At 57.7% G+C, this 23,340-nt stretch carries 17 protein-coding genes and 2 pseudogenes; 10 read left to right on the top strand and 9 right to left on the bottom strand.

The window, feature by feature from the left end; all coding sequences use genetic code 11:
- A partial coding sequence (locus ACT4MF_RS15205; protein WP_512053307.1) for a transposase occupies window positions 1-1,253 on the bottom strand: 1,253 nt, incomplete at its 3' end.
- Window positions 1,254-1,690: 437 nt separating this feature from the next.
- Between ACT4MF_RS15205 and ACT4MF_RS15200 the strand changes: the two are divergent.
- From ACT4MF_RS15200 to ACT4MF_RS15155, 10 genes and pseudogenes are all read left to right on the top strand, one after another.
- Window positions 1,691-1,873, top strand: a pseudogene (locus ACT4MF_RS15200) (IS5/IS1182 family transposase); the annotation flags it as partial.
- Between the two features lie 165 nt (window positions 1,874-2,038).
- Window positions 2,039-2,716 carry a metal-dependent transcriptional regulator gene (locus tag ACT4MF_RS15195; RefSeq protein ID WP_095638282.1) on the top strand — a complete coding sequence of 226 codons (678 nt, stop codon included), beginning with the start codon at window positions 2,039-2,041 and terminating at the stop codon, window positions 2,714-2,716.
- Between the two features lie 128 nt (window positions 2,717-2,844).
- The gene (locus tag ACT4MF_RS15190; protein ID WP_426963383.1) at window positions 2,845-4,104 is read left to right on the top strand and encodes a multicopper oxidase domain-containing protein; all 1,260 of its coding nucleotides are present in this window, start codon (window positions 2,845-2,847) and stop codon (window positions 4,102-4,104) included.
- A gap of 1 nt (window position 4,105) precedes the next feature.
- Window positions 4,106-5,362: a ZIP family metal transporter gene (locus ACT4MF_RS15185; RefSeq protein WP_371191817.1), complete on the top strand. Its 1,257-nt coding sequence runs from the start codon at window positions 4,106-4,108 to the stop codon at window positions 5,360-5,362.
- Between the two features lie 141 nt (window positions 5,363-5,503).
- Window positions 5,504-5,809: a cupredoxin domain-containing protein gene (locus ACT4MF_RS15180; protein WP_371191816.1), complete on the top strand. Its 306-nt coding sequence runs from the start codon at window positions 5,504-5,506 to the stop codon at window positions 5,807-5,809.
- 109 nt (window positions 5,810-5,918) lie between these two features.
- Window positions 5,919-8,549 (top strand): heavy metal translocating P-type ATPase, encoded by a 2,631-nt coding sequence (locus tag ACT4MF_RS15175; RefSeq protein ID WP_444683226.1) that lies wholly within the window; start codon window positions 5,919-5,921, stop codon window positions 8,547-8,549.
- A 50-nt stretch (window positions 8,550-8,599) separates the two neighbouring features.
- Window positions 8,600-9,535 carry a cation diffusion facilitator family transporter gene (locus ACT4MF_RS15170; protein WP_137277098.1) on the top strand — a complete coding sequence of 312 codons (936 nt, stop codon included), beginning with the start codon at window positions 8,600-8,602 and terminating at the stop codon, window positions 9,533-9,535.
- A 163-nt stretch (window positions 9,536-9,698) separates the two neighbouring features.
- Window positions 9,699-10,271 carry a CPBP family intramembrane glutamic endopeptidase gene (locus tag ACT4MF_RS15165; protein ID WP_371191865.1) on the top strand — a complete coding sequence of 191 codons (573 nt, stop codon included), beginning with the start codon at window positions 9,699-9,701 and terminating at the stop codon, window positions 10,269-10,271.
- Window positions 10,272-10,435: 164 nt separating this feature from the next.
- The gene (locus tag ACT4MF_RS15160; RefSeq protein ID WP_095638022.1) at window positions 10,436-11,593 is read left to right on the top strand and encodes a multicopper oxidase domain-containing protein; all 1,158 of its coding nucleotides are present in this window, start codon (window positions 10,436-10,438) and stop codon (window positions 11,591-11,593) included.
- A 146-nt stretch (window positions 11,594-11,739) separates the two neighbouring features.
- Window positions 11,740-12,942: a hypothetical protein gene (locus ACT4MF_RS15155; RefSeq protein ID WP_512053306.1), complete on the top strand. Its 1,203-nt coding sequence runs from the start codon at window positions 11,740-11,742 to the stop codon at window positions 12,940-12,942.
- 147 nt (window positions 12,943-13,089) lie between these two features.
- Here ACT4MF_RS15155 and ACT4MF_RS15150 read toward each other — a convergent pair whose 3' ends face one another.
- The 8 genes and pseudogenes from ACT4MF_RS15150 to pstC all read right to left on the bottom strand — a co-directional run bounded on the left by ACT4MF_RS15150 (window position 13,090) and on the right by pstC (window position 23,294).
- Complete coding sequence (locus ACT4MF_RS15150; protein ID WP_371191862.1) at window positions 13,090-13,275, bottom strand: DUF7333 family protein; 186 nt, start codon at window positions 13,273-13,275, stop codon at window positions 13,090-13,092.
- 163 nt (window positions 13,276-13,438) lie between these two features.
- Entirely contained in the window at window positions 13,439-15,937 is a 2,499-nt protein-coding gene (locus tag ACT4MF_RS15145) for a heavy metal translocating P-type ATPase (protein WP_444683228.1), read from the bottom strand.
- 521 nt (window positions 15,938-16,458) lie between these two features.
- Window positions 16,459-18,041, bottom strand: a pseudogene (locus tag ACT4MF_RS15140) (transposase).
- 98 nt (window positions 18,042-18,139) lie between these two features.
- The gene (locus ACT4MF_RS15135) at window positions 18,140-19,138 is read right to left on the bottom strand and encodes a PhoU domain-containing protein (protein ID WP_444683229.1); all 999 of its coding nucleotides are present in this window, start codon (window positions 19,136-19,138) and stop codon (window positions 18,140-18,142) included.
- Window positions 19,139-19,140: 2 nt separating this feature from the next.
- Window positions 19,141-19,824, bottom strand: coding sequence for a phosphate signaling complex protein PhoU (gene phoU, locus ACT4MF_RS15130; protein WP_444683230.1), 684 nt, complete (start codon window positions 19,822-19,824; stop codon window positions 19,141-19,143).
- A 4-nt stretch (window positions 19,825-19,828) separates the two neighbouring features.
- Window positions 19,829-20,665 (bottom strand): phosphate ABC transporter ATP-binding protein PstB, encoded by an 837-nt coding sequence (gene pstB, locus ACT4MF_RS15125; protein WP_444683231.1) that lies wholly within the window; start codon window positions 20,663-20,665, stop codon window positions 19,829-19,831.
- Between the two features lie 3 nt (window positions 20,666-20,668).
- Entirely contained in the window at window positions 20,669-22,291 is a 1,623-nt protein-coding gene (gene pstA / locus ACT4MF_RS15120; protein ID WP_444683232.1) for a phosphate ABC transporter permease PstA, read from the bottom strand.
- A gap of 1 nt (window position 22,292) precedes the next feature.
- Window positions 22,293-23,294 carry a phosphate ABC transporter permease subunit PstC gene (gene pstC / locus ACT4MF_RS15115; protein WP_444683233.1) on the bottom strand — a complete coding sequence of 334 codons (1,002 nt, stop codon included), beginning with the start codon at window positions 23,292-23,294 and terminating at the stop codon, window positions 22,293-22,295.
- Between the last annotated feature and the right edge of the window lie 46 nt (window positions 23,295-23,340).

Below are 23,340 nucleotides of genomic sequence, written 5' to 3'. Positions count from 1 at the left end.
TCTTTCGAGGAGGTCTTGGCGAGAAAGTCACCTTTGATCGATTTGTACTCACTCTCGATCTGCCACCGGCGGCTGTAGCGCTGACAGAACGACTCGGCTTCCTCCGGACCGACTCGGAGATTCGTCGCGAAGACGGCCGTCCCCTCACCACTCGTCGACGGTACGTACAGGAGCCGCATTGGATGCGATCCAGATTCCACATGGACAGAAGCTGACTCAACGGCCACCTCTTGGTCGTCTTCCTCCATTTGTTCGAGTACATCCCGTTCAGAGCTGGAGACTCGCTTCGGAATGAGGTAGTTCACATCGAGGTTTGAGAGCGTCTGAAACACGCGTATCGAATCGAACTCCCGATCACACAGCACTGTCTCAATCGGAACGTGTTCTTTCGCTTGTCGAACCAGTCGCCGCACAGTGCGATGAATCTGATTCGACGAGTTCTCATCCCACTCAGAGCTCTCTCGGACCGGTTCTACGGCGAGAACGAGCGGAATGTTCTGCCCGATGATCGAGAGGGTTGCGAATTTGAACGCTCGACCGTCTCTATCCTTCGTCCCGCTGACCATCGGCATTCCTTCGACCTCTCCGTAGTAGGGAATAGTTGTGATATCGATCGCGGCCGTGACTGGACGCCGGAACGATGCTTCAGAGGCGATCACGGAGAGTAAGCGATCCGTCGTCTCGTTAAATCCGCTCACGAGGCCTTCAGGATCGAACTGTTTGACAGCGCGGAGGTGGGTGTCGCCGTGGGGTCCATACTCTTCACCACGACGGTACTGAAAGCGAGTCGCTCCTTGCGCGGTTCCGCACCGAACCATCCCCATGAACGTCTGTAACTCGAAAAATTGCGTGTCTTCGTAGGTAGTGTTTGACGCCCGATCAGAGTCGAAATGACCGAAGGCGTGATCACGCGCGAGGCGCGTTGTCTGGACGATTGCGTTCTGTGAGAATGATTCGTCTTCGACTGAGTCTATGTTTTCTTCAGTACCTTCGACGATCTCTTTCTTGGGGCGAACCTCAGACGCTGAGATATCGCGATCGTGAACTTCTTTGATAACAAAGTGGGCAGCAGCGTGGACATATTCGTGGGTCTCGTCGTCGAATCTATTTCGCCACGCTCGTGAGAAGGCCGATTCGTCAGGTACTCGGGTGAAGCCGAGAATAGTGGCGACTTCCGGTTGCCGGGTGAGTCGTCGAGAAAACTCGGCGTACGAATCTCCGGTGATCTCCATGAAAACGAACGAGAGGACCATTGCTCGAAAGGAGAGTGGCGCAGGATGCCACGCTGGATACTCGTCTTTGATCGCGTCTATCGAGTGATCAAGGTTCTCGAACGCAGTGACGAGATCGGTTTCTTTGAACTCGTTACGGATGGTGATCCCTAGCTGGTACGCTTCGCACAGAGTGCATTCAAAATTTTTCACTAGAAGGTGAATCGTCAGGGGTGCTCATACAATATACTGAGGAAGGTTACAAAATCAACTCTTTGAGTGGAAACGTTGAGTAGAACACGAATTAACAGCTAGATTGAAATTCTATCCAAGTGATATATGCTGGCTTGATTGTGGTCAATACCTCACAGTGTTACCGGAGAAGAGCACCCGCGTAAAGCACAAAGAGAGCCAGAACAACGGAATTGGCTCTGTTGAAATCCTCTTAGATTTATATGTTTGTCCTGTGATTTCACGAAATGAAGGCTCTCCCGAAGTCGCAGATTCTCCGATCTACTGCGAAAGCTATCCATCTGGCCCGACGAGCAGTCTTTCGATACTCCTCGAAGCTCTCCAAACACCACTATACACTCCCGCAACACGTTGGTCTGTTGTGTCTCAAAGTTCGGAAGAACACGACATACCGTGGCCTGCTTGACGATTTCACTGGAGGTGAAATTTAAGTAATATAAATTCAACAGAGTGAGTCATTTTTGATGATAGTTCAAATTTAGCTGTGGTTGCTGGCTGGACACAATCGATAATTATCACTCCAAGTAAGACAGGCGCAGTAAATTATAAATTTAGCCTTATCTAATTATTTCACAATGCTGAGTGCGATCATGGAAGACTATCTCAAAGCGATCTATTATCTCCAGAACGAAGCGGACGACCGGGTACGAACCTCGGTACTCGCTGAGTATATGGATGTAGAGCAACCGACGGTTACCAGTATGATGAAAAAGTTATCAGAGCGTGATTTCGTGCTGTACGAACCCTACAGGGGAGTTGAGCTCACTGATACTGGAGTTCCTATTGCTCTCGAAATCATTCGCCATCACCGACTGTTAGAACGATATCTGACGGACCACCTCGAGTATGATTGGGCAGAGGTACACGACGAAGCAGATCGTCTCGAACACCACATCAGCAGTAAGTTTGCCGACCGGATTGCAGAGCAGCTAGGACAACCAGCGGTTGATCCGCATGGCGACCCAATTCCCACCGCGAATCTGGATGTCTCGGGAGCAAAGGATGGTGAACGTCTTGCTGATCATCAAGTGGGTGACAGCGTTCAGATCGTACGGGTTCCGGACACAGATCCAGATCTCCTCCGGTACCTGTCCAAACACGGGATTCTCCCCGGAACTGTCGTAGATGTTGTTGAGATTGCGCCATTTGGAATGGTCACACTTGACCCTGATAGCGGAGATGGTCCGGTTGCGCTACCCGAAGAAGTCGCATGTTCCATATCCACCCAATCTCTCACACAGAGTTCTCACTGAGAAGCTCGGAAGTCCGCTAGTCTATTTTTAGATTAGACCTACTCGAAGTTTAGATGGGTCTAATTTATATATTGGGCCCATCCACTATCACATATGGGTATCCGAAGAGTCAACCCGTCGAGGAGATCATGCCCTCGATAAATTACGAGAGTGCGGCAGATGTCACCAAACGACTCGAACAGCGTTTGGTTGAATCACTCACTGGTGAAACGAGCGTCAGTCGTCGCACGGTACTCGGCAGTCTTGGTGTCGCGGGAAGTGCCGCCGTTGGACTCGGGAGTTCACGTGCAAGTGCGTCACCCGGCCACGAGGGCGATGATACACACGGTAACTTCGGTTCGGTGGGCGAATACCAAGATTTGGATTTCGATCCGCACGAGTTCCTCACCGCGTTCAATACCGGAGACAGCGGGCAGGATAACGTTCCGCAGCAAGTCTACGAGGAGGATGGTCGAACCGTACGGGAGTTCGAATTCAACGCCGTCGACACAACGATCACCATCGCTCCGGGCGTCGAGTTCCAAGCGTGGGCATTCAACGGTCAGGTGCCGGGCCCCACGATCCGTGCCGTTGAGGGCGACCTAATTCGCGTTAAATTCACGAACCTAGGACGGCACGCTCACACGATCCATCCGCATCTGAAGAACCTTAACCCGCGAATGGACGGAATCCCCCAAAACGGGCCTGGTGTCCTCGAAACGGGAGAATCATTCACCTACGAATGGATTGCCCAACCCGCCGGTACGCACTTCTATCATTGCCACTCGCTCCCGCTGAAAGAACACATCCACCGCGGACTCTACGGCACGATCATCGTCGATCCGGACCCCGAACGCGTCAGGGAGAATCCACGCGACTACGTCAATTACCCCGGCCCGATTACCGACGACATGCGGACGCGGTTCGTCGAAGAGGCGAAGAGCCGGAACCACGAGTACGCCGAAAACGACGCCGTCAACGAGATGGTCATGGTGATGAACTCGTTCGACACTAACTTCGACGGCGGGAACGAGGTCTACGCGGCGAACACACGGGCGTTCGCATACGGGGTCGGTAGTACCGACGGCACCGGCAACTGGACGGCGGGCGAGACGAAGCGTCCCATCCAGATCGACAAGAACGAACGGCAACGCGTGTATCTCTCCAATGCGACTGAGTTCGACCTCATCAACTCGTTCCACACGCACTCGCAGTTCTTCGATTACTATGACCACGGGACTACGCTGACACCGACGCGCAAGACCGTAGACACGATCATGCAGACGCAGGCGCAACGCGGTATCATCGAGCTCGACTACTCGGATCACGAACCCGGGCTGTACATGTTCCACGCCCACCAATCCGAGTTCGCCGAACTCGGCTGGATGAGCTTCTTTGAGGTGGTCTAACATGGCGGATGAGACACAAAAACCGACGCCAGACGGTGGTGTATCTACTGAAAACGAGGTCACACAGCCCCTCGGACTACCGAGATGGGTCAGCGCGATACTCCCGATCGTGTTGCTCGTGCTCGTCTTGGGTGTGTTCGCGTTCACGTCACCACTCGCGAGTATTCAGAGCCAGAGTGGTGAACCGCTTCCCGACGTGACGATCACGCACACGACGCTTCCGAGCGACGAAACGGTCGTGTTACACGTAACGAACAACGGGCCCGATTCCGTGACGATAGCACAGGTCCTCGTCGATGAGGCCTACTGGAATTTTCAGGTCGAAGGAGCTGGTGGCGACCAAACGCTCGCTCCGATGGAAAGCGCACAGATCGTGATCCCGTATCACTGGAATCCGGGATGGGATCTCAACGTCGCCCTCGTACTCTCTGACGGGGCGACATTCGAGAATACGATCGTCGCTCCGAGTCAGGCACCCGGATTCAGCCTCAGTCTGCTCTGGACGCTTGCAGTCATCGGGCTGTTCGTCGGTGTGATCCCAGTCGCATTAGGGATGCTGTGGTTCCCCTACATCAAGACGATGAGCGATCGGTGGCTGCACGCCGTGCTCTTGTTCGCGGCCGGCGTCCTCGGTTTCTTGGCGTTCGACGCCGGGTTCGAGGCGTTCGAACTCGCTCAACGAGTTCCGGGCGCGTACGAGGGCAACCTTTTGATCGTCTTCGGGATCCTCGGCGCGCTCACTCTCGTTCAGGCAATCAGCGCGTGGCGCAAGGGCCGTGTTGCCGCCGGTGACAGTCGGGCGAGTAGCGGTCTCTGGATCGCATATCTGGTTGCGATCGGAATCGGCCTACACAACCTCGCGGAAGGGCTGGCGATCGGGAGTTCGTTCGCACTCGGGCGTGTGTCGCTCGGCGCGTTCCTCGTGATCGGGTTCATGCTCCACAACGTGACGGAAGGCCCGGCCGTCGTTGCACCGGTCGCCCGCGGAGAGCGTCCGTCGTTCAAGCACTTCGCTGCGCTCGGCGTCATCGCCGGTGCCCCCGTCATCCTCGGCGGGTGGATCGGTAGTCTCGCGTACTCGCCGACGATCGGAGCCTTCTTCCTCGCGATCGGGGTTGGCGCAATTTTACAGGTCAACTGGGAGATCGCGGGAATGGTTCGGGATGCAGGCGGTCGCGTGGCCAGCGCCACGAACCTGCTTGCGTTCCTGCTCGGCCTCGGAGTGATGTACGTGACCGACCTCTTCGTGGCGCTCTGAGAGGTACTATCCATCTCTGTTCCAATGGCACTCAAATTCTACAATCGACGGACGGTATTGCGACTCAGTACTGCCGCCTTGGCGACGCTCAGCACCGCCGGATGTTTGAACGGACAGTCACCGTCGACCCTGACCGTCACGATGCCCGACGATCACACGTTCGAGCCGAAGACTGCGACGATCGAAACCGGAGGGACAGTGACGTGGACGAACGAGAGCGACATCCAGCACACGGTCACAGCGTATGAAGACGAAATTCCTGCCGAGGCCGTGTACTTCGCAAGTGGTGGCTTCGAGTCAGAGCGTGCTGCGAGAAACCGGGTTACTGAGGGACTCATCGCCCCGGGAGAGAACTACGAGCACACGTTCGATCAACCCGGAACGTACGGGTACTGTTGTATTCCGCATGAAAGTTCTGGAATGGTCGGGACAGTCCTAGTGAGATGATCTGACAGGAGTATTAATAACTCAACTCACAATACTTATTAATATTTAACATAATATGGGCCAGATATCGCAGTAGAGTTAATAAATCTGTAGCGGCAAGCGGTGAGTAATGACCTCACCTGACGACGATTCCCACGACAAACGTGGCGAACCACCGAACCGAACCCACACGCACGAAGAGGGATCTCAGCATCGTCACGAGTCCGCTCAGTATGCAAAGGGTGTCGATGACACCCCCCCACCACACGGACAAGGGGATGTTGCACAGTTCTCGGTTCCGGAGATGGACTGTCCCTCGTGTGCAGGGAAAGTTGAGAACAGCGTCGAAAAACTGGACGGGATCAACAGTCTCGACCCGCAAGTGACGACGGGAACGTTGACAGTCTCATACGACCGCGAGCAAACCAGTGCTACCGAGATAGCTGATCGGGTCGAAAAAGCGGGATACACGGTCGAGGACGTCGACGAAATAACGACGAAATTCACGGTGCCCGAGATGGACTGCCCCTCGTGTGCGGGGAAGATCGAAAAGTCACTCGATAAGGCTGGAGTCACAGCATATGAGACCCAGCCAACGACCGGAACCGTCGTTGTCACGTACGATTCTTCGGAGACCGAAGAAGCTGAGATAATCAGTGCTATCGAACGTGCTGGATACGAGGTTACAGACAGTTCGAGCGACGAGTCCGAAGGTCAGAATGCGACCGAGGAACGCGAGAGCATCTGGGTGAGTCCGCGGGCACTCAAGACGTGGATCAGCGGTGGGTTCGTCGCTCTCGGTTTGCTCCTTGAATTCTTCCTCACTGGGCAGAACGTACAGATTGCGAGCCTTCTCGGCACGGAGCTGTTCGTTGCCGACGGACTGTTCCTTGTCGCCGTCGCCTTCGGGGGTCAAGAGATCCTTCGCAACGGATACTACTCGTCGCGGAATTTGAACCTCGATATCGACTTTTTGATGTCGGTGGCTATCCTCGGGGCGTTGATCGCGAGCCTCGCCTTCGGTGAAGCGCTTTACTTCGAGGCCGCCACCCTCGCGTTCCTGTTTAGCATCGCCGAGCTGCTGGAGCGGTACTCAATGGATCGCGCCCGGAACTCGCTCCGGGAGTTGATGGACCTCTCGCCAGATGAAGCGACCGTCAAGCGAGACAGTAGTACGGAGACGGTTCCAGTCGACGAGGTCGCTGTCGGTGACGTCGTCGTCGTGAAGCCGGGCGAGAAGATCCCACTCGACGGGACCGTCGTCGACGGTGAAAGCGCAGTCAATCAGGCGCCCATCACGGGCGAAAGCGTGCCCGTCGACAAGGCGATGGGAGACGAGGTGTACGCCGGTACGATCAACGAAGAGGGGTATCTCGAGGTGGAGGTTACCTCCGAAGCCGGCGATAACACGCTCTCGCGTATCGTGGAGATGGTGGAAGACGCTCAGTCGAACAAGACCGAGCGCGAGCAGTTCGTAGAGCGCTTCTCGGCGTACTACACGCCGGTCGTCGTTGCCTTCGCCATCCTGACGACAGTGGGGAGCCCGTACGTCCTCGGAACCACGTGGCCGACGGCCGTCGTCTACGGGCTGACGCTCCTCGTACTCGCCTGCCCGTGTGCGTTCGTCATCTCGACGCCCGTCTCCGTGGTGTCGGGGATCACGAGCGCTGCTAAGAACGGGGTCCTGATCAAGGGCGGCAACCACCTCGAAGCGATGGGGAGCGTCGACGCCGTCGCGTTCGACAAGACAGGGACGCTCACGAAAGGGGAGCTCACCGTCACCGACGTCGTTCCACTGAATGAAAATTCCGAAGAAGATGTCCTCCGGTGTGCGCGTGGGCTCGAACAGCGGAGCGAACATCCCATCGGCGAGGCAATCGTCGCTGAAGCCGGCAGTATGGGGGTCGACGAGCGCGATATCGATGACTTCGAAAGCATCACCGGAAAGGGAGTGCGTGCCGATCTCGGCGGCACGCCGCACTTCGCCGGGAAGCCGGGGCTGTTCGAGGAGTTAGGTTTCGATCTCTCACACGTCCATGCGACGACCGACGGGGGTGTCGTCAGGCAGACTGCCCGGAAGATCTGTGATCGGAACAACTGCCTCGATCTGCTCGAAGAGACGGTTCCGAAGCTTCAGTCGGAAGGGAAGACGGTCGTCCTCGTCGGCACTGAAGACGAACTTGAAGGTATCGTCGCCGTGGCCGACGAGATCCGCCCCGAAGCAGCGCGAACGATCGCTCGACTCAGAGATCTCGGCGTCTCACGGACGGTCATGCTGACCGGCGACAACGAGCGAACTGCTCGCGCGATCGCTGATCAAGTCGGAGTCGACGAGTACCGGGCAGAACTGCTCCCAGACGAGAAAGTGGCTGCCGTCGAGGAGCTCATCGAGGAACACGAGGGCGTCGCGATGGTCGGTGATGGCATCAACGACGCTCCAGCGCTCGCGACGGCAACGGTGGGTATTGCAATGGGCGCGGCCGGGACGGACACCGCGTTGGAGACGGCCGACATCGCGCTGATGGGTGACGACCTCGCAAAGCTCCCGTATCTCTACGAGCTCGCGAACGACGCAAACGGCGTCATCCGGCAGAATATCTGGGCCAGCCTCGGTGTCAAAGCCGGACTTGCTCTCGCGGTTCCGTTCGGGTACGTCCCCATCTGGCTCGCCGTCCTCGCCGGCGACGCGGGGATGACGATGGCCGTGACCGGGAACGCAATGCGACTCTCTCGCGTCGAACCGGAGACAGAGAACAACTGACGCTTGAGAGTCGTAATACCGGACATTACGAATTTATCAGATCAAAACGTATGAGTCAACACGGGCATGCTCACGAAGAGACGGAAGAATATGAACTAACAACCGAAACAGGCAGCAGTACGCGCCGACTTGCCCTCGTAGCGGTCGTCAATTTCCTTGGCTTCCTCGCCGAATTGGCTGGTGGGCTCCTCTTCGGTTCGGTCGCTCTCATCAGCGATGCGCTCCACATGCTATTCGACATGCTTGCGTACGCAATGGCGTTCGGCGCGAGCTACACCGCGGAACGATTCGAAGGCGGTGCTGAGTGGTCGTACGGACTCCATCGACTGGAGCCGGTTGCTGCGTTTCTCAACGGGATACTGCTCGTTCCGATGGTCGGGTACATCCTGTGGGAATCGTATCAACGGTTCCTGGACCCGGTTGAGATCGATCCGACAATGACGCTGATCATCGCCGTCGGCGGCTTGCTTGTCAACTTGGGATCGGTCTATATCGTACAAGGGGGCGAGATGAGCCTCAACGAGCGCGGCGCATTCTATCACCTTCTCGGCGATGCCGGTGGATCAGTCGCGGTGATCATTTCGACACTCGCCGTCGTCACGTTCGATTTACCTGTCGCCGACCCGGTGGCTGCCATCCTCATCGGCGTGTTAGTGCTCGTTTCGGCAGGAAAGGTACTCCGCGGAAGCACCTCAATCCTCTTAGAACGGAGCCCTATCTCACCGGATAAACTTCGAAATGAACTGACAGCTGTCGATGGCGTTGAAGACGTCGACGACATACACGTCTGGCAAGTATGTAGTCAGTTGACCGTAGCGACAGTGCGTCTTCAGTATGAGCCCACATCACTAGACCAACATCAGGCGATCCGCTCTCGCGTCCATCAGCTTCTTTCCGACCATGGAATCGATCACGCAACCGTCGAACTAGTGGGTGAGATGGAGAGGGACCCGGAGACTGCCGACAACACGAGTCACAACCACTGATTTTCAAATGACAGAGATAACGACACGGATTCAGTCTGTCGGGAGTGCAGTTGGGCTCACGTACGGCTCAACGGTTATTGGGTCGGTAATTGTCACCATCGTTGCCGCACTGCTGGGCGCATTCGGGGTCGATGTAACCGCTCGTCCATCGTTGCGCCTCGTAATGAGCACGATCTTGTTACAGGGGGTGACATTCGGAGGGCTCTCAATCCTCTATCTCAGATTCCGAGATCTCGACTTCGAATTCGTTTCGCTTTCGATTCCGGACAGGCGAGATGTTGCTGTAACCATCGGGGGGGTAGGTACACTCCTCGGATTACTCATTGTCGCATCACGCGTTATCTCCTCGCTCGGACTGGAATCAGCAGAAAACCAAGTAGTAACAGTTGGTCAGCAAAATCCGACAGCTTTTCTAATTCTCATTCCTCTATCGTTTCTGCTAGTCGGTCCGGGCGAAGAGCTGTTATACCGAGGACTGGTTCAGGGGACACTCCGAGAAACGCTACATCCAACCCGTGCAATCGTTCTTGCGAGCGCCCTCTTCGCATCGATCCATCTCTTCTCGTTGAGTGGAGAAGGGAAGCTCGTGTACGTCGGTATCGCATTCGTTCTAGCTCTGGTACTCGGTGCGACCTACGAGTACACCGATAACCTCGTTGTTCCGGCTCTGATTCACGGTGCGTACAATGCGATTCAATTCACGAGCGCGTATCTGACGGCAACAGGTGGAATGTAACTGTTTGCTATCTGTGGGTCTCAGATCTCAGTTCTTTCGACAGCAAACCCTTAGTTTGCTTGTGAAGCCCGTCCGACTGTTGCCGAACATATTCGCTTGCCTTCTCAAAAACAGGGATTCTGCAGTCCTCGTTTGTCGCGACAGCCCAATGTGTCGAATGAACCATGACGACACCTTTCGGTGCCCCCGGAACCGGACTGTCCCGGCGAGAATTTCTTGCTGCGACCGGCGTGACGGGCGTATCGGCGTTGGCGGGTTGTTCGTCGAAGACGATTAACGCGCCGACGGCGGCCACGAACACTCCGAACGAGGCACAGACATCTTCGTCAGATCTCCCCTACACCAGCCCTCCGACAGTCGTCAACGTCGACGAACAGGGCGGGTCAGTGACGATGGGGACGCAGCCGGCGCGACACGCCGTCCACCCGCTCGATTCGATGGGCGGGCCGGTCGAGTTCCCCCGCGTCTGGGCGTGGCAGGCCGACGACCACGACCCGAGCGTCCCGGGTCCGATCCTCCGGACGACCGAGGGGAACGACATGGAGGTGACGCTCGACAACACGAACGGGCGCCGGCCGCACACGATCCACTTCCACGGCGTCACCAAGTCGTGGAAGAACGACGGCGTCCCGACGTCGACCGGGATCAAAGTCCCCGCGGGCGAGAAGCACACCTACGAGATCCCGGCGAACGTTCCGGGGACGCACCTGTATCACTGTCACCTCCAGACCCACCGCCACATCGATATGGGGATGTACGGGATCTTCCGGGTCGATCCCGAGGGCTACGAGCCGGCGGACCGGGAGTACTTCATGACGATCAAAGACTGGGACTCGCGGATCCCGAAGAAGTGGGGCGGCGAGGGGAACTTCACGTACGACACGACCTCGCGGACGCCGGACGTCTTCACCGTTAACGGGAAGAGCGCGCCCCGGACGCTCCACCCCGAACAGGGGTCGCCGATCATCGTCGATCAAGGCGATTTGGTCCGCGTACACCTCGTCAACGGTGGGTACATGTCGCACCCGATGCATATCCACAACCATCGCTTCCAGCGCGTCGAAAAGGACGGCGGGGTCGTTCCGGAAGCCGCCAGACACGACATCGACGTCACGAACATCGCCCCCGCGGAACGGCACACGATCGAGTTCACGGCCGACGCGGACCCCGGGATCTACCTCATGCACTGCCACAAGGTCAACCACGTGATGAACGGGTCGTTCTACCCCGGCGGCATGCTTACCGGCGTGGTGTACCGCTCCGTCATGGACTCGGACATCTTCAGTCAGCTCATGGAGTACGCCGGCTACGAACCGAACTGACGCGATCTGACACGGACTTCTGAACCGTCCCGAAGAACTCTACAGGACGGTTCCACGCATATACAGACTCTGAGGGCAGTCACGAGGTCCGTCTCGGGGGGAACGAGAGAGACAGATAATTGTGTGTGAGTCACTAACCCCTCGCAATGACCCAGAAAGGCGGAAAAGGGGGCGCTGGTGCTGACAGACCGAAACCTCGACGAAGGTCGCTCCGCCTACTCGTCTTGGTTGCTGTCGGGATCAGTCTCCTTTCTCTGATCCCGACAGTTTCGGCCCACGGTGGCGCTGAATCGTCGGGACTCTCACAATCGCACGGGTTGGCGATCGCTGGTATCGGTGCTCTCGTAGTCGGTACGCTCATCCTCCTCAAGCGAAGGGGGCGGTTCTCGCCGAGAACCGCTCTATACGGAATTGCGGTCGGCATCGGTGTTGCTATCGCCGGCGCGATCATCTTCGAAGGCCTGGCCCCGGATCCGACGTATCAGGCGGACTCGATGCCGTTCCCGCGGTCGTGGTATCAGCCGCTCGCGATCGGAACCGGCCTGCTAGTCGTGGTCGCGAGTTTCGTCACCGGACTCGTGCGATGGACGACACGTCCCCGGTACATGGCTCTCGGCATGCTGCTCGGTGGCTGGATACTGTACCCGTATCTACTGCCCGGATTCAGCGGCTACACCAACCCGATCGGGTACGGGATCGTCCTCGCGACACCACTACTCGTCGGCTACATTCTCTGGAACGACGTTGGCACGGCACTGTCGACGATCCTTCGGGATCCGGTGGCGCGTCGGTTCGGATTCAGCGTCGGAGCCATGGTGAGCCTCTTCTTTATGGCGACGACGGGATACCTATCCTTCTTTAGTGAGGAGGGCGCTCCGCAAGAGACGACCGTGGCGGTCCTGAACGTACTGTATCAGATCGTGCGATGGCCCACCCTCGAGATCCTGCTCCCCGACGTTCCGTTTTTCATCGCGATCTCTCCCGGTGTAGTCATCGTGCTCGGACTTCTCGGCGTCCTCGTGGGGTTGAACGCGGCCGCCGTCGCTCACTCGTGGCGTCTCGATCAGCAGGCGGGAGCGACACAGAGCACGGCCGGGACGGCGACGGTCGTCGGTGCGTGTACGTGTGGGTGTTGTGGCCCCCTCGTCTCCCAAGTCGCTGTCATCGCGGCCGGCCCGACGATCGCGGCGCCGATATACTGGATCTTCGTCGATTCGGCGTCGCCGCTCAGTTCGATATTCCTGTTAGGGAGCATCGCACTGTTCACCGGAACGCTCGTGTATTCGATCGACTCCCCGACGCCCGTCCGGCAGGACGCGTCTGATCTCAGTGCGGGAGTCACCGAGTAAACATCCCGGCCACGTCGATCCACGGCTGCTGATCGTTCATCGAGACTTGTTGAACACGAAGCGCGGACCCCCAGACGTAGTAACCCGAATTAGAACGCTTCAGACGGACTGACACTGTGACTTTGGGGGCGGTACCGGACAGAACCGTTACGGACTAACGCGGAATTCGCCATGTTTCATCCCGAGGAAGTACGCGACCACCGAGAACGCGATCATCGAGGGAAGAACCATCATAAAGACGGTCGAGGGTGTCATCACAGCGGTTAGCGCGACCGTTGCGACGGCGACGATCACGGCGAGTGGAACTACCGAACGCAGGAAATCGAATTCCATGGAGGTAGTAGTGTCTGGACAGGATTAGTCCTTTAGAAACAGAAGCGATGCGGATCCGGGTGGCGACCTCAACGATCGGATCGACGGTGCTCAAATGATAGATAGCTACTCTTTACACCGTATCGGTAGGCTCGGATCCGCGATCGTTTGGAGGCCGTATCCCTTACCTGAGTAGCTTCCGCCGAGTGTTTACGGCGAGCAACCCACCGCTGGCAATAACCGCAGTCGCTGCCGTCAGCGGATTGAAGAACCCGACGGCCAACGCCACGAGTGCGATACCGTTGTAGGAGAACGCGAGGAGATTGTTCTGTTTCACGCGACGGCGGGCCGCTCCCGCAAGGTCGAACGCGGTTTCGACGGAGCGGATGTCGTCGTCGACAATCGCAACATCGGCGGCGTCGGCGGCCAACGCCGTCCCGCCGCCCAGCGAGATGCCGAGGTCGGCGGCGGCGAGCGCCGGCGCGTCGTTGGTACCGTCACCGACCATCGCAACCTGCCCATCAGATTTGAGCCGCCGGATCGTCGCCGTCTTCCCCTCCGGCGGAACCGTCGCAAAGACGTGCATCACGGCGTCGTGTCGCTTGAAGAAGTCTGTCGCCTCCTCGTCGTCGCCGGTCAGGACGACGATCTCCGTGCCTCGTTCCCCGAGCCGAGAGACGGTGTCGTCCCAGCCCTCTCGCGGCTCGTCCCCGACGACGATCAGTCCCTCTGCCGTCCCGTCACGACCGACGACGACCGGAAGCTGTCCGAATCCCTGAGCGTCGGCGACCCGAGACCGGATGTCGTCGCTAACGGTCCACCCCTGTTCTGCGAATAGATCGAGGTTCCCGACGAGGTACGACGTGTCGCCGATCACGCCTTCGATACCCGACCGATGGTTCGTGAACTCGCGTATCTGACCGACGCCTTCCGTTCCGACCGCGTCATCTTCCGGGTCCGGCTGAGCCGCTGCGGCGTCGCCATCGTCACTCCCGGCGAACGCCGTCGTGATAGCGTTCGCGGCGGGGTGTGACGCCCGTTGTTCGAGTGCGGCGACAGCGTCGAGCAGCTCGGGGGGCGCGTCCGCTTCGATCACCTCCATCTCCCCAGTTGTGAGTGTCCCCGTCTTATCGAAGACGACGATATCGACGTCGCGGAGCCGTTCGAAGACTGTTTCGTCGAAGATGATGATCCCGCGCCGGAGCGCACTGGAGAGGCTCTTCGCGACCGACAAGGGCGTCGCAAGTCCGAGGGCCCACGGCGAGCCGGCAAGGATGATCAACAGCACGAGGAGGAGGGCATCTGGCAGGCCCATCCCAAATGCGAGTACACCGACGCTGCCAACCGCGACAGCGGCTCCGACGACGAGGAAGACGGCGTACGACGCGAGTTGGTCGGCGTGGCGTTGGACGCCGTGAGTCGCGCTCTGTAGGTCCCAGACGGCGGTCGTTATCCGGTCGATACTACTCGTTACGTCTGGGCCGACACGGACCAACGCTGCACCGTCCGTCACGATCGACCCCCCGATCACGTCGTCTCCGGCGCGTTTGAGCACCGGAAGCGATTCACCTGTCACGATCGCTTCGTCGACGGTACAGCTGTCTTCAACCAGTTCACCGTCTATTGGAACACGTTCGCCCTGTCGAACGAGCACGACATCCCCTGTATTGAGATTCTCCACGCGAACTTCCTCAGTCTCTCCGTCCGAGTCGTACGTTCGTGCACTCTTGACCTGTGATATGGTGAGCTCAGTGAGACGATCAAGTGCCCGCTGTTTGATTGACGATTCGTAGAATACCATCGCGGTAACCGCGGCCGTGACGATGATCGCGAGATCATAGAAAATGTCGTTTTGCCCGAGGATAACGGCAGCCGTACTGTACGCGTACGCGCTGATGGCGGTGAGCGCGACCAACAGATCGGTGTTCGGGCGTCGCATTTTGAGACTGATATACGCGCCACGCAACACTGGCAGACCGGTAAAGACGAGAATGATACCAGTCATCACGAAATACAGTCGGAGGAATACGAATGCCCCTTGGCTGTCTAACCGAAATGCGCCCTCAAATATTTCGAGCACTTGCCAGTCGAAAATCGACGCGAGCTGCGCTGGATAGAGGATCGCAACATATGGGACCAACAGAAACGCACCGAAGAGGAACCCAACGGAGTATCGCATCCCCAAGAGCTGGTCGTCTCGGCGCTTTCGAATCCCACCCATCTCCCGTGATCGACGTGTCGTGCCACCGGCCTCTCCCACGTCTGATGAGGCATCCTCACGGAGATACGCCGTGTACCCCAGAGTGCTCAACGCCTCGCGCAACGATTCCTTCGAAGCAGTGTCTGGATCGTGTTCAACTCGGATCGTCTCCGTGACGTAACTCGCCTCGGCACTGGTCACTCCCTCTTGTTTCTCGGCGAGAGATTCAAGATACGCCTCACACGTCGCGGAGTACATGCCGTCGATCCGGAGAAACGTCCGAGAACGATGCTGATCAGTAGGAACCGCGTCTTCCTCTTGGTCGATCCCGTTCTCAGTTGTCTGGGTGGTATCGAGGGAATCGGGAGCTCCAAGCGTCGTGTACACATCTTGGCACCCACTTGAACAGAATGACCGCTCACTAACAGTCTCGAATGTGGAAGATTGAATCACACGACCACACAAGTCACAGTTGCCAGTCATATCACAGTATCGGTGAGTCCGTCTGTCTGTCTGATATCAGATCGGTATAAATAGAGATGATGGTACACCCTTTGTTTCCCAAAGTGGTCAAGTGGTAGAGTATCAATCGCTTATACCTCGGTACGCAGGTCGTGTTTATGTTGTTGTTGCTCTCTCCTACTCAGACACACTCTGTAGTAAATATCGTGTCGATCGATGATATCCACGCCTATGCAGTACATCCTGTCGATATTATAATATATAGGAGGACTCAAAAAACATAAATAATAGTATGTTTTAATAACGAAACGAAGGCACGCATCAAATCTATCCTCCGAGATTGTGGGAGTTGCCACAGTTTCGGAGGATAGGCCAGTTTCAGGTCGAATTAGCATCAAGTCGTGGTGATTCTCAGCGGTCGGAGATCGATTTTGAATCCTTACTCTCGAACTACCGGACTAGCGTACGAAATTGCGTGAATTTTGGCGCTGCTGAATACGGTTGGCACTCTTGAGCGGCGGACCCAGCGAGAGCTCAGCCGATTAGTCGTGCGGGATCAACGCCGAGGCAACAAGCTCAACACACTCACCCGCAGTCAACACTGGTGCGTAGTCCATCTCTCCGTCGACACCTGCTTTCAGCAGGAAATCGGTGAGCCGCCAGATATTGTACAAGAGGACCGCAAACACGAAGTAGAACAGACGAACACGGTAGTCTTTCGAGGAGGTCTTCGCGAGAAAGTCGCCCTTGATCGATTTGTACTCGCTCTCGATTTGCCACCGGCGACTATACCGTTTACAGAACGCTTCTGCTTCCTCGGGACCGACTCGTAGATTCGTCGCGAAGACGGCCGTTCCCTCTCCACTCGTCGACGGCACGTACAGGAGCCGCATTGGATGCGATCCAGATTCCACATGGACAGAAGCCGACTCAACAGCCACCTCTTGGTCGTCTTTCTCCATTTGTTCGAGTACATCCTGTTCGGAGCTGGAGACTCGCTTCGGAATGAGGTAGTTCACATCGAGGTTTGAGAGCGTCTGGAGCACTTGTATCGAATCGAACTCTCGATCACACAGCACTGTCTCGATCGGAACGTGTTCTTTCGCTCGTCGAACCAGTCGCCGCACAGTGCGATGAATCTGATTCGACGAGTTCTCATCCCACTCAGAACTCTCTCGCACTGGTTCCACGGCAAGAACGAGTGGGATATTCTGTCCGATGATCGAGAGTGTCGCAAATTTGAACGCTCGACCGTCTCTATCCTTGGTCCCGCTGACCATCGGCATTCCTTCGACCTCTCCGTAATAGGGAATAGTTGTGATATCGATCGCGGCCGTGACTGGACGCCGGAACGATGCTTTAGAGGCGATCACGGAGAGTAAGCGATCCGTCGTCTCGTTAAATCCGCTTACGAGCTCTTCGGGATCGAACTGTTTGACTGCGCGGAGATGAGTATCACCGTGGGGACCGTACTCTTCACCACGACGATATTGGAAGCGAGGTGCTCCCTGCGCGGTGCCACAGTGAACCATCCCCATGAACGTCTGTAACTCGAAAAATTGTGTGTCCTCGTACGAGGCGTTGGACGCCCGACCAGAGTCGAAGTGTCCATAGGCGTGATCACGTGCGAGACGCGTCGTCTGAATGATCTTTTCCTGTGAGAAGGATTTGTCTTCCACGGAGTCTGCGGCTTCCTCAGTATCCTCACGATCTCTGCCTTTGGCCGAACCTCCGACGCTGAGATGTCGCGATCGTGGATTTCTTTGACAACAAAATGGGCGGCAGCGTGGACATATTCATGGACTGTATCGTCGAACCGGTTCCGCCACGCCCGCGAGAACGCTGATTCATCGGGCACTCGACTAAACCCGAGGATGGTCGCCACTTCCGGTTGTCGGGTGAGTCGTCGAGTGAAGTTGGCGTATGAGTCACCCGTTATTTCCATGAACACGAACGAAAGCACCATCGCGCGAAAGGAGAGTGGCGCAGGATGCCACGCTGGATACCCGTCTTCGATCGTGTCTATCGAGTGATTGAGGTTTTCGAGCGCGGTAACGAGATCGGTTTCTTTGAGTTTGTTCCGGATGGTAATCCCAAGCTGGTAGGATTCACACAAAGAGCGCATTCAAGAAGTCTCAGTATGAAATAAACAGTTAAACGTACTCATACAGTATCCGGAGAAGGTTACGAAATGAATGCTAGAGATCTCTTCTCAGATGTACTTCACTCGTCCCGGAGCGATATCCGTAGGGCTATTTCAGCAACATTCCCGCCATACTCCGCAGTACGAATTATACTATCAAGCACACGGGTCAAAACGTAGGCCTCTTCTAGAGTATGGTCAAGTAATGTACGATCCAAGTTCCTCGCTGCTTGGACGACGTGCTCACAGTCCTCGAGCGCTGAGTGTGCCATCCCTGTCGTCCCTCCGTTTATTACCGCACCAGAAGCGTCTTCGACGACCTGACGAGCATTCTCACCGATCGCTCTCGATTCGGTCACTAACTCCTCGGAGATGATATACTCGGTCCGTTGGACGCACCGCGCGATCTTGGCCGCATGATCCGCTATTCGTTCAAATTGGCGTGCCGTGCCGTAGTACTCGAATAGCTGTGGCCGAGTGATTCCGAGCTGGTCAAGTTCTGTTAGATCTAGAAGCGATCGATTAAAATGGCGTGTGATTAGCCGGAAGATACGATCGGCTTCGTCATCCCGAGTGATGATGTGTTCTGATTCAGTCGTCTCCCCTGCAAAGAAATCCATTGCGGCCTCATACATCGACAGTGCGATATGTTTTAGCTGAATAGTGGATTGACGGATCGAGACGTCGCTGGCATCCAACATTCCCTGTACGGTTACACAGTGAGTCGATTCTTCGGAGATCTCAACACCCGTGAGACCGCGAGCACAGGTGTTGATCGCTCGCCGCTGTTCGGCGGTGAATTCCTCCGAATTTCGGAGGCGTATCTGCTTAAAACCTGCCGAGTACGCGGCAAGTAACATGCGCTTGGCAACTTCTGGGGTAGTGTCGTCGAGTGCGATGTCGGTCGTCGCAAGTTCACTATGTTCCTTCTCGTTCCAGCGGACGACAAGAGAACCGTCATGATGTGTGTAGAGATAGGCAGTATTGCCCGCTTCGATATCGTGGTTGTTCGCCCATTGAACGGGAATAGAAACAGTGTATGTCCCACCACCAACTTTTTGAATTTTTCTCGTTTCCATGGTCAGTAGATCAGTTCGGGATTACTGTCGACGAGATAGAGAGTTCTAGCGGCGATATTGACGCCGTGGTCGGCGATTCGTTCGAGATCTCGAATCGTGAGCAATAACCGTGATACGTCGTCCATCACCTGTTCGACGTCCCAAGGGGTCCCCTCCCCGCCGGGCGCCTGTCGCTCGATGAGGTCGCGAACGACACGTTCGCTCGCACTGTGACAGAGCGTGTCTATTTCGTCGTCACGTTCGACAATTTCATAGCAGGCTGCCGCATCCTCCGTGACGTACGCTTCGACCGCATCTGTGACCAGCGTGTGGGCATCCGCACCGATATCGGACACATCGATATCTGTGTCATACTGGTGGTCAGCAGCCACCGTATAGCGCCCCAGATTTGCCGCCAGATCACCGGTTCGTTCGAGGTCGGTGAGGATCTTGAACGAGGCCGCGATAAACCGAAGGTCGCTCGCAACCGGTTGCTGGAGAGCGAACAGGTCGATACACTCCGATTCGAGATCGAGATAGCGCTGGTTGACTTCCTCGTCGCCGTCGATCACGGCTCTAGCGACATCAGTGTCTGCATGTTCGAAGGCGTACAGACTCCGATCGAACCGGGACAGTACCAGCTCTCCCATCTCTTGGACGTCCATCCGGAGGTCTTCGAGGGACTCCTGGTACTCTCGACGTGGCATACTATTACCCGAACTTCCCCGTGATGTAGTCTTCGACGCGCTGTTCCTCGGGATCCTCGAAGATCTTGGTGGTGTCGTCGTACTCGACGAGCTGTCCGCCGGTAAGGAACACCGCGGTCCGGTCGGAAATGCGGGCCGCCTGCTGCATGTTGTGCGTGACGATGATCACCGTGTACTCCTCGGCGAGGTCGTCGATGAGGTCCTCAATCTTTGAGGCCGCGACGGGGTCGAGCGCCGATGTCGGCTCGTCCATGAGAATAACTTCTGGGTCCGGCGCGATGGACCGTGCAATACAGAGCCGCTGTTGTTGACCGCCAGAGAGGTCGAGCCCCGAGGAGTCGAGCTGGTCTTTCACCTCGTCCCACAGCGCCGCGGCCTTCAGCGACTCCTCGACACGCTCGTTGACGTCGCCGTCGTATCCCTGAATCTTCAGGCCGTACGCCACGTTCTCTCGGATGGACTTCGGGAACGGATTCGGCTTCTGGAACACCATCCCGATCTTCCGACGCAACGCGACCGGGTCAACATCCTCGTTGTACACGTTCTTGCCGCCGAACTCCACGTCGCCTTCTACCCGGCAGACATCGATCATGTCGTTCATCCGGTTGAGACACCGAAGGAACGTCGACTTTCCACAACCAGAAGGCCCGATCAGCGCGGTCACGTCGTGCTTGTGTATCTCCATCGAAACGGATTCCAACGCCTGTTCGTCGCCGTAGTAGACGTCCAAGTTACGCGATTCGATGACCGTGTCTCTGGTACCGAGGGGGACATCTCGCGGCGTTTCGTCGCCGGTTTCGATCGTCGTCTGGATCTTCGGGGAAGTGTCTGATTCGCTCATGTGTTAGTTCTCACGTGCGTACTTGTTTCGGATGATGATCGCTGTCGCATTCATCAGTAACATCAGGATAAGCAGCACCACGGCCGCGGCCGGGACGACCCCGTGGCGGAACTCAGGCTTCGCGTTCGCCGACGCGGCGAAGATCTGTAGCGGGAGCGCCGTCCCGCTGGAGAACAGCCCGCTGGGCGGGCTATACGTCGTCGTGGCGATCGCGATGATGACGAGCGGCGCGGTCTCGCCGATCGCCCGCGCCAGCGCGAGGATGGTCCCGGTGAGGGTCCCGGGAATCGCCTCGGGTAAGACGACCTCCCTCAGCGTCTGCCACCGGCTCGCGCCCATCCCGTACGATCCCTGTCGGAGGTCGTCGGGAACGGACCGCAGCGCCTCTTGGGTCGAGACGATGACGATCGGGAGGATAAGCAGCCCGAGCGTCCCCGACGCAGAGATGACGATGCCGGTTCCGAACCCGAGCGTCCGCCGGAACAGCGCGAGCCCCAACAGTCCGTACACGACCGAGGGGACGCCGGCGAGATTCGAGATGTTCACCTCTAAGAGCGTCGCAAGTCGCCCGCGAAGCCCGGTGTCCGGGGCGTACTCCTCTAAGTATATCGCCGCGCCGATCCCGACCGGGAACGCGAGAACCGCCATGAACCCGACGATGATGATCGATCCGACGATCTGCGGATAGACGCCGGCGTTGCTCGCGTTCAGCCCGTCCCACGACTCCAGGAGGAGCGTCGGCGTGAGAAACGTATCCGGGTTCTCGATCTCGAGCCGCTCCACGATTGCGGCGCCGATCAACGTGCCCCCGATAAGGACGAACGGGCCCGCGAGACCGACACGGCCCTCCGGATTCGTTCGGACAGACCGCGCGATGACGTAGCCCGTGGGAACAACGAACGCCGAGAAGAGAACGACCAGCAGCGAAGTGTTGGCCCCGGTCGCGATAGACGCCACGGCGACGGCGAGACCGCCCGCGGCAACGACTCCTCCGGCAGTGGCGCCGGTGCGACGACCGCGACGGGACGCAGTCAGCCAGGCGACAAGGAGCGCCGCCGGGACCGTGACGAGACCGAAGTACATGATCCACTCCGCGGCAATCCCGAGCGGCTCGCTGATCGGGCCGTCTACCAACGCCGCGACGCCGATACCGACGAGGATTGACACGGGGATGAGCGGTCCGGTGTACGTCCGGTCGTCCGTCGTCCGATCGTACGCCAGGACGAGCACCGGGGGAAGCGACACGAAGAGGAGGTAAATGAACACGTCGTAGGGACTGAGCGAATCGACGACGGCGTACGTGACGAGGCTCAGGAGGAGCCCGCCGTACACTGCCGCGAACGCCTTCGCGTTCGCCGTCCGCACCGCCGGCCTTCGACGGGCGTACAGCGTGAACGCCGCGGTCGGCGCCACGAGGGTCCCGAAGTAGGCGAGGAACCATGCGGACGACGCGGTCGCCGGCCGGAACGCGTCGTTCGATATCTGCGCGAACAGCACGAGCAGCGAGACGATTCCGACGAGCGTCGCCGCGACGAGAGCGACCTCGAAGAGCTGTCCTTTCAGCTGCTGGAGTCGGAGTTGCGTGCTTTGCCCGAGTTGGTCGCTGATGGTGTCTTCGGTTGGCATATTAGTACTCCTCCCGGAACCGCCGTCTGACCAGTTCGGCGAGGACATTCATCGTCAGCGTGATCGCGAACAGCGTTAATCCGAGCGCGAACATCGCCTCGTAGGTGGGGCCGCTCCCGTACGAGTCGGCGCCGGCGATTTGGACCATCGCCGCCGTGATGGTCTGGCTTGATTCCGCGAGGTTACGGAGGACGTTCGGGAAGTACGGCATCTGCGGGCTCATGCCCATCGCCATCGTGACGGCCATCGTCTCGCCGATGGCCCTCGAGATGGCGAGCACGTACGAGGCGACGATACCGGAGGTCGCCGACGGGACGACGATCTTCGTCGAGACGTCGAACTTCGTCGACCCGAGCCCGTACCCGGCCTCTCTGAGGCTGTCCGGAACCGCGCTCAGCGCGTCCTCGCTGATCGACGAGACCATCGGGATGATCATGATCCCGACGACGATGCTCGCCGACAGCGCGTTGAACGTTCCGAGGGACGGCATAACGAACGTGAACTCCGAGAGGACCGGAACGCCCGGCGGAATAATCTGCGCGGAGAACGGAAGAAACGCATCGATCATCGGCGTGACGTACACGAGCGCCATGTAACCGTAGATAACGGTCGGCACGCCAGCGAGGATCTCTAAGGCGGGTTTCAGTATCGACCGCGCCGTATCGCTCGCGTACTCGCTGAGGTAGATCGCCGCTGCCAAGCCGATCGGCAACGCGATGATCGCCGAAAAGATCGTGACGATGAGGGTCCCACTTATCAGTGGGAGTACGCCATAGTTGTTCGCGATGACCGGACTCCAACTTGTTCCGGTAAAGAACGTGAGCGGCGAGATCTGAGACCAGAACGAGAGCGCTCGTCCCGACAGCGCCAAGATGATCCCGACGGTTACGAGTATCGTCAGGGCGGCGCACGCTGCGATCAGGCGGCCGTAGAGCCGTTCTTTGCGAACGACGAACCCGCTCCGTTGGAGCGATCCGGCCTCGCCCCCCTGTTCATTGCTCATGTGTATTATAAAATGTAAGGTGTGTACTCGGCGTTCCTGTTCGGAC

Origin of the sequence: Halorubrum sp. FL23, from assembly GCF_052439115.2 — an archaeon.
In the GTDB taxonomy this organism is placed as follows: Archaea; Halobacteriota; Halobacteria; order Halobacteriales; family Haloferacaceae; genus Halorubrum; species Halorubrum persicum.
Note: the sequence above shows the minus strand (reverse complement) of the source record. Positions and strands in the feature narration are given on the sequence as shown.